The sequence below is a fragment of the Alloscardovia venturai genome (genome assembly GCF_042676605.1).
GTDB lineage: Bacteria > Actinomycetota > Actinomycetes > Actinomycetales > Bifidobacteriaceae > Alloscardovia > Alloscardovia venturai.
The window spans coordinates 361,323-373,483 of the sequence record NZ_JBHTHQ010000021.1 but is presented as its reverse complement, the minus strand read 5'-3'; the positions used below and the strand labels follow the sequence as shown (position 1 = coordinate 373,483).

Genomic DNA, 12,161 nt, shown 5'->3' with positions numbered 1-12,161 from the left:
CGGTGCGTACGCCTGTTCGCTTTTATAAATTTGGGGCATATAAGTACGATGGAGCCTCATCAATGAGTGCACGTCATTGATACGAGATATTGATAAGGTATATATTATGAGTTGGCTTTCTCCTGATTCGCGTTTCATGGAAGCGTGGAACAATATGACTGATGGAATTCTTATCAATATCTATATGATGATTACGTCTATTCCTCTCATCACTATCGGAGCAAGTCTCGCCGCAGGTAATGTTGCAGCACGCAAAAGGCTTGAAGGTCAGGGGAGTGGAGGAGTTGCAAAAACATACTTTACAGCATTTAAAGAAAACTTCCTCAAAGCTACTGGCGTGTGGATACCGTATTTCGTGGTGCTTGTTTTATCGGTATGGCTCTGGGTTTTCGTCCATATACCAGAACTTCTTATTATTAAGTTTGCTCTGATAATTGTATGGGTCATCGGGTTTGAATGGGCTTTTGCTCTCGAGGCACGTTTTGATAATACTGTCTCTCGAACGGTGTGGAATTCTCTTATTTTCGGTGTTAGCCATATTGGATATACGCTGGGACTTATAGCAATTGATGGCATATTTGTAGGGGTTTTTGTCGCGACGTGGAAGATTATTCCACCTGCACTTTTTCTCGTTGTAGTTTTTGGATATGGGAGTATGCTCATGCTTCATGAGCCGTTGACGGAGCGTGTTTTTAAGAGATATATATAAGCTGTGGGTCTGCTTAGATATGAACTCATGATTCTCGTTCGCCTTCTATGGCCTATCGTAGTTTTGAAAAAATTAGCCTGAAGCAATATAAGGTATACCGTTGTATTTCTCATGAGAGTCTGCCTTTGGAAGAATATTATGTGTGCGATGCTAGACTGAGAGATATGAGAGAAGAACCAGATGCTGCTTATCTTGTTCGGGCTAAGCTAAGAAATAACATTGAGCTAGCAGAAGACTACCGTGACGAATTACGTCGTACTGCGCAGATGCGTGATGATGTACTGCAGAGCGTGCAAGAAAATCATTACCATGCAGAAAACCGTATGAATGATTGCGGCACAGCGGCTATCCAGCTTATTGAAAAGTTTGCCTCGGATAATCCTGACCTTCGCTCAACAGTAATCTCAATAACGAATTCTGCCATGCAAATGGCTGATGATATATCGAGAAAGTATCGGGCAGCGATTGAATCTTATTATGATGAACGTGAGCAGAACCTTGCGAGAAAACTTCGCTTGTTAGAAGATGAAATTGAAGAAAATGAGCATGATATTTCTCGTGAAGAATTCTAATACTTACGGTAAAGGTGACATATGGGAATACAATCTCCGATAGGTGATGGTCGAAAATCCGACAATTTTGATAGTACTAGGGATTTTGCTGCTATTGCTCACGATCATCAGCTTCAATTGCTTAAGCGTGTATATATTCCAGGACTGCTTGCTATACCTACGCAGTATGACAAAACTGTACAGGCAACTGCACAGTCTGCTGCAAAGACAGCGAAAAGAAAGATTACTGATTGCAAAGATAATCTTGATAAGGCAATTTCTGGGAATCATATCAATGAGGTGATTGATTTTATTTCTAAGAACGCCGATGGGTATGATTCTATTGGGAAATAGAAGGGCTAAAGGTGGTTAAGAGAAGGCGTAAGCGTCACATAGTTCTTGCTGTTTTTCTTTCGATAGTTTTGCTTGTGGTTTTGGGGGTTATTTTGCAGCCTAAGATTGAGCATTTGGAGATGGTGCATGAGGTGAATACGCCTGAATGTCAGAAGGCTATTAAAGAAATGCTTTTAGAGCATGATAAGAAAGCTTTAACGCCACAGGGTAAGATTAAAACATACAAAATTGACTACAATTCCCTTTCTCACTCGCCAATGGGCGGGATTTACATTGACGTCATTATCAATGATGACCCCAATATTGCGATAAGTTCAATTTTTTCTGATCATGGGCACGGTATCCACCATGAAATAGTTCTGCCTACTGATGGTTTTGTAAAACTTGTTGGAGGAGAAGGATTCGTAAATGACTAAAGAGAAGTACGGTCATTAACGTAATTCGTAAGAATGTTGATGGGCATAACTCGATTGGATAGAAAATATGACAGTTAAGAAGAAGCGTAAGCGTCACATAGCTCTTACTATTATTCTTTCAGTAATTTTACTCGTAGTTTTGGGGGTTATTTTGCAGCCTAAGATTGAGCATTTGGAGATGGTGCATGAGGTGAATACGCCTGAATGTCAGAAGGCTATTAAAGAAATGCTTTTAGAGCATGATAAGAAAGCTTTAACGCCACAGGGTAAGATTAAAACATACAAAATTGACTACAATTCCCTTTCTCACTCGCCAATGGGCGGGATTTACATTGACGTCATTATCAATGATGACCCCAATATTGTAATAAGCTCAATGTTCTCCGATGTCGGACAAGGAATTCACCATGAAATAGTTGTACGTAGCATTGGTTTTATGAAGCTTGTTGGAGAGAAGGACTCGTAGATGACTAGAGAATCAGAGAGGGATAATCGAGAAATAGCGAATTTAGAGTACTATGGTAACCTCGACAGTCCCGATAAAAAGGAATACGATTACGTCACAACTCACGGTACGAATCTTGGAAAAGTCGTTGATTCTATCCATGATCCCAATACCGGTCTTGACGCGTGGGTCCTTAAGAAAGACAGGCATCTTACTGTTATTTACCGTGGTTCCACTAATCCGCTCGCGGTCAATAATGATAGTGCTAAGGATTGGAATCAAAACGATATCCCCATGGCTACACGCATCGTGTCGGGGTCTCACACTCCTACTCCGCAACTCGTGAAGGCTTCCGAGTTTCTTAATAAGACTTTGCGCAAGAATGAAGGCTGTGACGTATCTGTGTATGGCCATTCTTTGGGGTCTATGGATGCCCAGTATGCTTTAGCTAATCTTGACTCTTCGCATGTCAGTCGAGTGAAGAGTGCTCATGTTTATGAAGGACCAAACATTTATAATATTCTCACGGATAAGCAAAGGGAAACTGCATTTAAACTCCGTACGCGTATTAACAATTACGTCGATCCCAAAGATGTAATTGCTACGGGTTATACGTTTGATTACAACGCTGTAGGTAAGGTCCGCCATTTGTCGACCACACTCCAGCTTGATTATGTTCATTTTGACCAACATATGATGAAAGGCTACCAATTCCAAAAAGATGGAGACCTTGAAGAATGGAAGCAGAATAGCAATAATCTTCATGATGCTGTAACGCATTTCATGCACAAACATCCCAAGCTCGCTCACAGTAAGTACGGGAAACTATATATCGACTATATGGAAACATCATATCTTACAAGCAGTATGACGATTGCCGCTAGCGAAGCAGAAACAACGATAGAAAAGAAAATTTCTGCGCAACGTGCGCAGCTGAGCTCTGAAGTTTCTGATTTTCTTCAATCAATCCATCTTAATCTTCCCAACCTGACAGACGATGAAATTCATTCTGCAATTGTGGATGCGAAGGCTACTCAGCAGGACCTAGTTAACACGTTTAATCAGTCGGCTCAAACTTTGTTGGACGCTACCCGTGCTCTTTCAGATTCCTTTGCGCAGTTCGAGACACGTATGGCAGCGGAGCTTGAAAAAGCTGCTCAAACAGATGCTGAGTTGGCGAGGCGTGTGGTCGAATGGAATGATGAGACCTCAACAGATAAGGAATTAGAAAACGCGAAAGCTCAGTCCTCTATGCTTCGCGCGCCCCAGTATTAGCCACTCGATTTCTACGAACTCTGTGATTATTCCTAGCCTAGCCTAATTTGCTAAACATTACGTACAAAAGTAGTAGTCTACGGCTTGCATATGCTGACATTCGGTGCTCGTAGCGGAGCATTGCGCCTAACTCTGCTCATCATATTGATTGTTCTGTCTTCGGCGCTAACGCTGCAAGTTGAAATTGCACGTCAAAACGTGAACCTAGGCGTGATAGTTATTCAGACCGGGGCGTAGCCTTAAGCTATGAGAAGAATATTAGAGAAGACTATACAGCTTGCCCCAGGCGTAGCTATAAGTTTGATTATTGGTTTAATTGCATGGTTCTTGGGACGACTTGCACCTGTCATTGGTGGTCCAATTTTCGCCATTTTGATGGGAATGATTATCGCAGTGTGGTGGAAGGACAAAGGTAAAGCATCTGCAGGTATAGGCTTCACTTCGAAGTATATTTTGCAAACTGCGGTTGTCCTTCTTGGTTTTGGTCTTGACCTTGCAGTTGTAGCACGCACAGGGTGGCAGTCGCTTCCGATTATTATTACAACAATTGCTATTTCGCTGATTCTTGCGTTCGTTTTGCGCAAAGCTATGAACATCGATTCCAATTCTGCTGCGCTCATAGGTGTAGGGTCTTCGATATGCGGAGGATCTGCTATTGCGGCGACGGCTCCAGTCATCGAGGCGGACGACCACGATGTAGCACAATCGATTTCTGTCATCTTCTTCTTTAACGTTCTTGCTGCGCTTTTCTTCCCGTACCTTGGTCACCTCATTGGAATGAGTACCACGAGTGGAGAGGCTTTTGGTATTTTTGCGGGAACAGCTGTCAATGACACATCTTCGGTTACTGCTACGGCGGCGACGTGGGATACGATGTGGAACCTTGGGTCTGCAACGCTTGATAAGGCGGTAACGGTAAAGCTTACGAGAACTTTAGCAATTATTCCTATTACCCTCATTCTCGCATATATGAATGAGAAGCGAAAGATACGTAATGGGCAGAAAGATGCGAAGCTTGGTTTCTCCTTTAAACGTGCTTTCCCACTTTTCATTGCATGGTTTATCCTTGCGTCACTAATCACGACCATTGCGCTGCATGTTGGCGCACCTGTAAGTGCATTTACATTCCTTAAGGAATTGTCGAAGTTCCTCATCATCATGGCGATGGCGGCGATTGGCCTCAACTCAGACATCGTCAAGCTAGTAAAAACCGGTGGAAAGGCACTTGCGCTCGGTGCTATATGCTGGATTGGTATTACAGTTATGAGTCTTATCGTTATGAAACTTATGGGATTGTTCTAATTTAAAATTTTCAGCTGACGTTGAAAAGGTAAAGTGGGGAGCGGTTTTGTGAGAACCGCTCCCCACGGTCATTCCGCAAGGCGTGCTAATCTAAAACTATGCCTACAGATCTCTTGGGTCGAGAGTATGAGACTTTCCCCGCACCAAAACAGCTTGAACAACATGGACCAGCTCGAATTATTGCCATGTGCAATCAAAAAGGCGGCGTTGGCAAGACTACGAGTAGTGTCAATATCGCTGGTGCGTTGAGTCAGTATGGGCGTAAGGTTCTTCTCGTCGACTTTGACCCGCAAGGTGCGGCGACTGTAGCGCTTGGAGTGAATGCAAATCAGGTGGAGAACACCATCTACACGGCATTGTTTAATCCTCATATGGACGTTCATGCGGTGATTCAGCAGACACGTTTCCCGAACTTGGATGTCATTCCTGCAAACATCGATCTTTCTGCAGCAGAAGTGCAACTTGTCACAGAAGTAGGCCGTGAGCAAGTTCTCGCTTCAGTTTTGCGCAAGGTAAAAGATGAGTATGATCTTATCCTCATCGACTGCCAGCCATCCTTGGGTTTGCTTACTGTAAACGCTCTTACTGCTGCCGATGGAGTTATTATTCCGGTAGCTGCAGAATTCTTTGCTTTACGTGGTGTAGCGTTGCTGATGGACTCTATAGAGAAAGTGAAAACAAGGATTAACCCTGACCTTGAAGTCTACGGTGTGCTTGTGACGATGTTTACACGTACACTGCATGCAGATGAAGTGCTACAACGCATTTATGAAGCATTCCCTGGAAAGGTATTCCATTCCGTTATCTCTCGTTCTATCAAAATTGCTGATGCGTCGGTGGCAGCAAAGCCGATTTCTATGTATGCTCCGCAGCATACGACAGCGAAGGAATATCGTGAGGTGGCGCGCGAAATCGTAGCAAATGGGATAGTAGCTTAATTTCAAGCTGCGGCATACTCTTAAGGTGACTGGGTGACAGAAAGATTTAGTGTAAGTCTAGAAGAGTATCAAGGTCCTTTCGATGTACTTCTCAGTTTGCTCTCGGAACGTCAGCTTGAACTTTCACAAATTTCGCTTTCGCGTATCACCGAAGAATTTGTAGCATACGTCAAGCAACTTAATATGGTTGATGACGCAGATCAGGTGAGCTCATTCATTGACGTAGCATCCATCCTGGTAGAAGCCAAATCAGCGAACCTAATTCCGCATGATGAAGAAAATTCTGATTTTGAAGCAAGTCTAGAAGCTCTTCAAGATAGAGACCTATTGTTTGCTCGCTTGCTTCAATACCGCGCATTTAAGCAAGCAGGAGAAGATTTCCGTCAGCGTATCGCTGCTAATTCTGGACGGTATGCGCATCCTGGAGTGATGAATGAATCTTTTCAATCTTTACTCCCTGAGGTTTCTCTACCTGTGTCGCTCGAGGAACTTGCACAGCTTGCGGCTCGCGTAATTTCCAACGCTCCAGCTACGGAAGTTTCTATTCGTCAGCTCCACGTGCCTATTGTAGATTTACGCGTACAGGCAGGAATTGTCCGAGATAAATTGCGTGTAGCGGGTGACAAGGTGGATGTGACATTCACTTCTCTCATATCGGATACACATCAAACTATCGAAGTAGTTGCACGGTTTTTGGCGCTCCTCGCATTCTTTAAGCAGGGGGTCGTTCAGTTTAAGCAGGACCGACCTTTCGAGGAGCTTCATGTGCGGTGGCTGAGTGACAATGATAGTCCTAATACTGTGGATGTAGTAGCAATCTCTGAAGGAGATTTTGCATAAATGATGACGATACGTGCGGCATTGGAAGCGATACTCATAGCGGCTGATGAGCCCATAGATGCTGATGAAGTTGCAAAAGTCCTTTCCCGCTATGATATTTTTCCGGATTATGCTGGACTTTCCGAGCATGATGCGACAGTCTTCATTGAAGATACGTTAGAAGCTCTTTCGCGCGAATATCATGAGCAAAAGAGAGGATTTGAGCTGCACCATTCTATGCGAGGATGGCAGCTTATGTCGTCCCAAGAGTATGAACAGATAGTATCGAGTTTCGTGGTTGATGGTCAGACTACTAAGCTCTCTCAAGCCGCCTTGGAAACACTGGCAATCATCGCATACAAACAACCTATTACGCGAGCAGAAGTCGCAGCTATACGTGGCGTTAATTCAGACGGTGTTATTCGCTCATTAACAGTGCGTGGGCTTATCCGAGATCAAGGTACTGATATGCACACTCATGCTTCGTTGCTCGTCACATCGGGGCTGTTCCTTGATAAATTAGGCATCAATGACGTGAGTGAATTGCCGAGTCTTGCACCGTTTTTGCCTGATACGCTTCCCGAACTTGACGACTAAATGGTGCCTAGTAGATGAGCTCTTCGTGTCGAAAGGACAAAGTAGACTTGCAAAGGTTTATTTTATAAGTACTTAAAGAGGTTCTTGAATGGCACTCCGCTCTAACATTCGTAACGTTGCTATCGTCGCGCACGTTGATCACGGCAAAACTACCTTGGTAAACGCGATGCTCCAGCAGTCTCACGTATTCTCAGAACGTGAAGAAGTTCCAGATCGCGTTATGGATTCCGGTGATATTGAGCGTGAAAAGGGTATTACCATCCTTGCTAAGAACACGGCGATTGATTACAACGGTCCAGCAGCCCAGGAGCTGGGAGAGAAAGACGGCATTATTATCAACGTTGTCGATACTCCAGGACACGCTGATTTCGGTGGCGAAGTTGAGCGTGGTATTTCTATGGTTGACGGCGTTGTACTCCTTGTGGACGCTTCTGAAGGTCCTCTTCCACAGACACGTTTTGTCCTTCGCAAAGCTCTTGAAGCTAAACTTCCTGTTATTCTGGCCATCAATAAGACTGACCGTCCAGATGCGCGCATTGAAGAAGTAGTAGGTGAGGCTACTGACCTCTTACTTGGTCTTGCGCAAGATGTCGTAGAAGAAGGCGTGGAGCTTGATCTTGACTCGTTGCTTGACCTCCCAGTGATTTACTGCGCAGCAAAGGCTGGTCGTGCTGACACTGTACAGCCTGCTGACGGTGATGTACCTGCAAATGATAATCTTGAGCCGCTCTTCGAGATGATTGTAAAGAATATTCCGGCTCCTGAATATGACGAGAATGCTCCGCTTCAGGCACACGTCACTAATATCGACGCTTCTGATTACCTCGGTCGTTTAGGTCTCGTACGTATATACTCTGGTGAACTCGTTAAGGGAAAGCAGTACGGCTTATCCCGTATGGACGGCACTATTGAGAACTTTAAGCTTACTGAGATTCTGCGTACTGAAGGCTTGGACCGTGTTCCAGCTGAAACCGCTGGTCCTGGAGATATCGTTGCTATCGCGGGTGTCGAAGATATCATGATTGGTGAAACCATCGTTGATCCAAACAATCCGAAGCCATTGCCGCTCATTCATGTGGATGAACCTGCGATTTCTATGACATTTGGTACAAACGATTCTCCTATCGCCGGTACTGAAGGCAAAGATCATAAGCTGACAGCGCGCATGCTCAAAGATCGTTTGGATAAGGAACTTATTGGTAACGTGTCCATTCAGGTCCTCGATACTGACCGCCCAGATGTGTGGGAAGTGCGCGGTCGTGGCGAACTTGCTCTTGCTGTTCTTGCAGAAGAAATGCGTCGTGAAGGTTTCGAGCTTACCGTGGGACGTCCTCAAGTAGTGACTCGCAAAGATGAGAATGGCAAGCTCCAAGAGCCGTTTGAACACTCCACGATTGACGTGCCGGAAGAGTACATGGGTGCTGTCACTCAGCTTATGGCAGCACGCAAGGGACGTATGGACTCTATGACTAACCATGGTTCAGGATGGGTACGAATGGAGTTTACCGTTCCTTCTCGCGGTCTTATCGGTTTCCGCACTCAGTTGTTGTCTTCTACTCGAGGCACAGGTATTGCGTCCTCTATTTCTGCTGGATATGGCGACTGGGCTGGTGAAATCGTTGTGCGCCAGAATGGCTCTATGGTGGCAGATCGACAGGGTAAGGCTTCGCCATACGCTATGCAGAAGCTTCAAGCTCGCGGAAACTTCTTTGTGCAGCCACAGTCTCCTGTATATGAAGGTCAGGTCGTGGGTGTGACAGGTAAGCCGGGTGATTTGGACATCAACATTACCCTTGAAAAGCATATGACAAATATGCGCTCTGCCACGGCAGATGTACTCGAGACATTAACTCCACCAATCCAAATGAGCTTGGAAGAGTCTCTTGACTTTGCAAATGATGATGAGTGCGTGGAGGTAACTCCGGAATCCATCCGTGTACGCAAGATTATCTTGAGCCGCGATGCATGGTATAAGTGGAACGCCCAGCAGCGTCGTCAGAATAAGAACAAAAATAAGTAAGTATAAGAGTTAAGTAGATAAAGCCTATCGATGACAGTATGAACTCTTCGGTAGGCTTTTACGTTCCTGCATTTACAATGACACATATGAAGAATAGTCGGTTACAACGATGGGTAGTCACGCTTGTGACAGCAGTGATCGTAGCAGTGGCAGGAATGTTTACATATCGACTTGGAGCAGCCTACAGCATTCCATATGGACTGTTCCTTACCCTCTTCGTCGTAGGAGTGTCATGCTTCTTAGCAGGGTTGCGTGGTGGTCTATGGCACGAATTTGTTCATGCAGTTATCAGCACGGTCATCGTGTGGATGATGGCATTCTCAAGTACATCAAGCAGTACAGTAATTGCATTAGGTGGTGCAGCATTGACCAATTTTTGGTCATTTCATGCATCAGCTATCTGGTTATATGGCATTATTGTTGTGCAAATTGTCGTATCGCTTTTTCCACATACGTGGCTGAAATTTTTCCAAGAATAGAGAAGAATAGTGAGGATAGTGCCACATGAGTGTGCAACTGTACTATCTAGGTCCTCGGGGATCGTTTACTTACCAAGCGGCTCAGGAGTTTTCTCATCAGCTAAAGCTCAAGAGTAAAGACTGTGTCGATGTGGAACTTGTAGCTGTGCGCCACGAACGCGATATTTTCACAGCAGTGGAGCGCGGTGACGGCTACGGTGTTATTGCGTGGGAAAATAATGTTGAAGGGTATGTGGCGCAAAATCTTGATAAGCTCATTGATTCTTATAACGTTTTAGGAATTGCACGACTGAGTATAGATGTCGAATTTGATGCATTTGTCCAGCATAATCACGACGAATTAACGGAAGTAACAGCACATCCGCACGGGCTTGCGCAGTGTAGTGATTTTGCGAAGTCACATCACCTTACACAAGTCCCCTCCAGTTCTAATGCAGCTGCATGTGAGCATGTCAAGAGCCACCAAGTAGCACTGGCTCCACACGGTTGTGGTGAGTTGTACGGTTTGGAGCTTTTTGAGTCGTGTGTCCAAGACTATAAAGGTGCTCACACGGACTTTTTACTTCTTTCGCAACGAAAAGAAAATGTAGGGCGGGATGAGGATGAGCAAGAGTCATGGTGCAAGTCGTATGAATCGGTCATCACTGTTATCCCGTTGTCTACTGGACCAGGTGTGGTGGCAAATCTCCTTGACGTTTTCCGTGATAATGGTTTGAATATGACGAGCCTCATATCCCGACCCGTCAAGGGTGTCAACGGTACATATAGTTTTATCATTACACTCGATTCAGCTCCTCATAACGCTGTTATGCGCTCGGTGATGAATGACATTTCTGCACATGGGGATTGGTTGAAGGTTCTTGCGGTTTATCCTGCTCGTGATATCGTTTCTTTGCCTGTGGAACAGTGGAATCTGCCACAGCGAGGGCTTAATCCAGTTTTGGAGGAAAAAGCATGAAAGTAGGAATTGCTGGGTTAGGTCTCATTGGTGGATCACTCGCGCTTAAACTCGTTAAGTCGGGGCACAATGTCATTGCTTGGAATCATCGTTTTGAACCATACGATTCTGCACGCAAACAGGGGATAGTGTGTGTAAATTCGCTAGAGGAACTTGCGGGGCTTGAGCCTGACATTCTCGTATTGTGTACCCCGCTCAAGGCAATGGATTCTATTCTAGAGACGCTTGAACGTGTGCTATTACCACATACTACGCTTACAGATGTGGGAAGCGTGAAGCGAGAAGTACTCTCGAGCGTTACAAAGCATCATCTTCGCCAGCAATTCGTTGGTGCTCACCCTATGACCGGCAATGAAAATGCAAGCTTTGCTGCTGCTGATGTGCATTTGTTTGATGCTGCAACATGGGCAGTTACTGTAGAGGGAGATACTGATTTTTCTCGTTTCCTTATAGTTGCTCGTCTTATCACCGATGGCGCGCAAAATCGTTTCATCGTTACCGATGCTCATGCTCATGATCTAGCAGCTGCACAGATTTCTCACATGCCACACGTTGTGGCGACAGTGCTCGCAAATCAGCTCGTCGAAAGTTCTGAGTCTAACGTTGCAGTAGCTCTTGCTGCAGGATCGTGGCGAGATATGACTCGTGTGGCGATGACTTCCCCGGACCGTACGCAAGCGATGGTGGAGGAGAACCCTGATAATGTAGCGATACTTGTACGTGATATAGCTCGTCGTCTTAATGAAGTCGCAGACATCTTAGATGGGGACAACTCAGCGGATAAGCTGGTGCCACTGAAACGTTTCTTTGCTGAAGCGGAGCCATATCGTCGTGTACGCATGGAGCTTTCTAAAGGAATTCCTGCGGGCATGTACTCGGTTCATCTTGATACCGATGATGACACATGGAAGGCTCAGCTTATTCAGATTTCACAAAAAGGCGGACGAGTTGAGTATATAGACGCACAGGAAGCCCATATTCGTGATTTTGCTCATATACGTTGAGCTGCATTCGCACTAGGACGCTCGGGGATAGGTTTCAATCGTACGATGTCGTTTGCGTTGATACGCACTATTTGAGCGGCGCGTTTCCCGTTTGCGCTGGCATCCCGTTCAAGAATGAGGAATTGTTCGTGTGTCTGTATAACGTGCCCCACGAAATCGCGGTATAGTTGGCGCCCTGTATCATCATCTCTTCCAGCATAAGTGCGTATAACGATACGTGAGCTTTGTGGAATGTGCGCGAGAGATAGAGATGAATCCATACTGGAAGTATACGCTGATAAGTGAGAATTATGA

15 protein-coding genes are annotated in these 12,161 nt (G+C 45.2%); 14 read left to right on the top strand and 1 reads right to left on the bottom strand.

The genetic code is table 11. The features are described from left to right. Nucleotides 1-106 precede the first annotated feature (106 nt). The 14 genes from ACFQY8_RS05045 to ACFQY8_RS04980 all read left to right on the top strand — a co-directional run bounded on the left by ACFQY8_RS05045 (nt 107) and on the right by ACFQY8_RS04980 (nt 11,867). Nucleotides 107-709 (top strand): DUF624 domain-containing protein, encoded by a 603-nt coding sequence (locus tag ACFQY8_RS05045; RefSeq protein WP_377938804.1) that lies wholly within the window; start codon nt 107-109, stop codon nt 707-709. A gap of 164 nt (nt 710-873) precedes the next feature. Next, nucleotides 874-1,281, top strand: a complete 408-nt coding sequence (locus tag ACFQY8_RS05040) for a hypothetical protein (protein ID WP_377938803.1) — start codon at nt 874-876, stop codon at nt 1,279-1,281. Nucleotides 1,282-1,302: 21 nt separating this feature from the next. Further along, nucleotides 1,303-1,614, top strand: coding sequence for a hypothetical protein (locus tag ACFQY8_RS05035; protein ID WP_377938802.1), 312 nt, complete (start codon nt 1,303-1,305; stop codon nt 1,612-1,614). 11 nt (nt 1,615-1,625) lie between these two features. Beyond that, a complete protein-coding gene (locus ACFQY8_RS05030) occupies nt 1,626-2,030 on the top strand; it encodes a DUF1310 family protein (protein WP_377938801.1) in 405 nt (134 codons plus the stop codon). A gap of 67 nt (nt 2,031-2,097) precedes the next feature. Next, on the top strand, nt 2,098-2,496 hold the full coding sequence (locus ACFQY8_RS05025; RefSeq protein WP_377938800.1) for a DUF1310 family protein: 399 nt from the start codon (nt 2,098-2,100) through the stop codon (nt 2,494-2,496). Further along, nucleotides 2,497-3,750 (top strand): Mbeg1-like protein, encoded by a 1,254-nt coding sequence (locus ACFQY8_RS05020; RefSeq protein WP_377938799.1) that lies wholly within the window; start codon nt 2,497-2,499, stop codon nt 3,748-3,750. Nucleotides 3,751-3,996: 246 nt separating this feature from the next. Next, nucleotides 3,997-5,052, top strand: coding sequence for a YeiH family protein (locus tag ACFQY8_RS05015; protein WP_377938798.1), 1,056 nt, complete (start codon nt 3,997-3,999; stop codon nt 5,050-5,052). 98 nt (nt 5,053-5,150) lie between these two features. Next, on the top strand, nt 5,151-5,990 hold the full coding sequence (locus tag ACFQY8_RS05010) for a ParA family protein (RefSeq protein WP_377938797.1): 840 nt from the start codon (nt 5,151-5,153) through the stop codon (nt 5,988-5,990). 33 nt (nt 5,991-6,023) lie between these two features. Further along, nucleotides 6,024-6,830 (top strand): segregation and condensation protein A, encoded by an 807-nt coding sequence (locus ACFQY8_RS05005; RefSeq protein ID WP_377938796.1) that lies wholly within the window; start codon nt 6,024-6,026, stop codon nt 6,828-6,830. After that, the gene (gene scpB / locus ACFQY8_RS05000) at nt 6,831-7,406 is read left to right on the top strand and encodes an SMC-Scp complex subunit ScpB (RefSeq protein WP_377938795.1); all 576 of its coding nucleotides are present in this window, start codon (nt 6,831-6,833) and stop codon (nt 7,404-7,406) included. 88 nt (nt 7,407-7,494) lie between these two features. After that, nucleotides 7,495-9,426, top strand: coding sequence for a translational GTPase TypA (gene typA / locus ACFQY8_RS04995; RefSeq protein ID WP_377938794.1), 1,932 nt, complete (start codon nt 7,495-7,497; stop codon nt 9,424-9,426). 86 nt (nt 9,427-9,512) lie between these two features. Further along, nucleotides 9,513-9,905, top strand: a complete 393-nt coding sequence (locus tag ACFQY8_RS04990) for an alcohol dehydrogenase (protein ID WP_377938793.1) — start codon at nt 9,513-9,515, stop codon at nt 9,903-9,905. A gap of 25 nt (nt 9,906-9,930) precedes the next feature. Continuing rightward, entirely contained in the window at nt 9,931-10,863 is a 933-nt protein-coding gene (locus tag ACFQY8_RS04985; RefSeq protein WP_377938792.1) for a prephenate dehydratase, read from the top strand. Beyond that, complete coding sequence (locus ACFQY8_RS04980; RefSeq protein WP_377938791.1) at nt 10,860-11,867, top strand: prephenate dehydrogenase; 1,008 nt, start codon at nt 10,860-10,862, stop codon at nt 11,865-11,867. Before ACFQY8_RS04985 ends, ACFQY8_RS04980 begins: the two co-directional genes overlap by 4 nt. Here ACFQY8_RS04980 and ACFQY8_RS04975 read toward each other — a convergent pair. Then, on the bottom strand, nt 11,855-12,127 hold the full coding sequence (locus ACFQY8_RS04975) for a DUF6725 family protein (protein ID WP_377938790.1): 273 nt from the start codon (nt 12,125-12,127) through the stop codon (nt 11,855-11,857). The genes ACFQY8_RS04980 and ACFQY8_RS04975 overlap by 13 nt on opposite strands. Nucleotides 12,128-12,161 lie beyond the last annotated feature (34 nt).

Excerpts from the sequence above, each read along its gene's own strand:
- ACFQY8_RS05045 (WP_377938804.1), top strand. The coding sequence starts at position 107 with ATGAGTTGGCTTTCTCCTGATTCGCGTTTCATGGAAGCGTGGAACAAT.
- ACFQY8_RS05040 (WP_377938803.1), top strand. The coding sequence starts at position 874 with ATGAGAGAAGAACCAGATGCTGCTTATCTTGTTCGGGCTAAGCTAAGA.
- ACFQY8_RS05035 (WP_377938802.1), top strand. The coding sequence starts at position 1,303 with ATGGGAATACAATCTCCGATAGGTGATGGTCGAAAATCCGACAATTTT.
- ACFQY8_RS05025 (WP_377938800.1), top strand. The coding sequence starts at position 2,098 with ATGACAGTTAAGAAGAAGCGTAAGCGTCACATAGCTCTTACTATTATT.
- ACFQY8_RS05020 (WP_377938799.1), top strand. The coding sequence starts at position 2,497 with ATGACTAGAGAATCAGAGAGGGATAATCGAGAAATAGCGAATTTAGAG.
- ACFQY8_RS05015 (WP_377938798.1), top strand. The coding sequence starts at position 3,997 with ATGAGAAGAATATTAGAGAAGACTATACAGCTTGCCCCAGGCGTAGCT.
- ACFQY8_RS05010 (WP_377938797.1), top strand. The coding sequence starts at position 5,151 with ATGCCTACAGATCTCTTGGGTCGAGAGTATGAGACTTTCCCCGCACCA.
- scpB (WP_377938795.1), top strand. The coding sequence starts at position 6,831 with ATGATGACGATACGTGCGGCATTGGAAGCGATACTCATAGCGGCTGAT.
- typA (WP_377938794.1), top strand. The coding sequence starts at position 7,495 with ATGGCACTCCGCTCTAACATTCGTAACGTTGCTATCGTCGCGCACGTT.
- ACFQY8_RS04990 (WP_377938793.1), top strand. The coding sequence starts at position 9,513 with ATGAAGAATAGTCGGTTACAACGATGGGTAGTCACGCTTGTGACAGCA.
- ACFQY8_RS04985 (WP_377938792.1), top strand. The coding sequence starts at position 9,931 with ATGAGTGTGCAACTGTACTATCTAGGTCCTCGGGGATCGTTTACTTAC.
- ACFQY8_RS04980 (WP_377938791.1), top strand. The coding sequence starts at position 10,860 with ATGAAAGTAGGAATTGCTGGGTTAGGTCTCATTGGTGGATCACTCGCG.
- ACFQY8_RS04975 (WP_377938790.1), bottom strand. The coding sequence starts at position 12,127 with ATGGATTCATCTCTATCTCTCGCGCACATTCCACAAAGCTCACGTATC.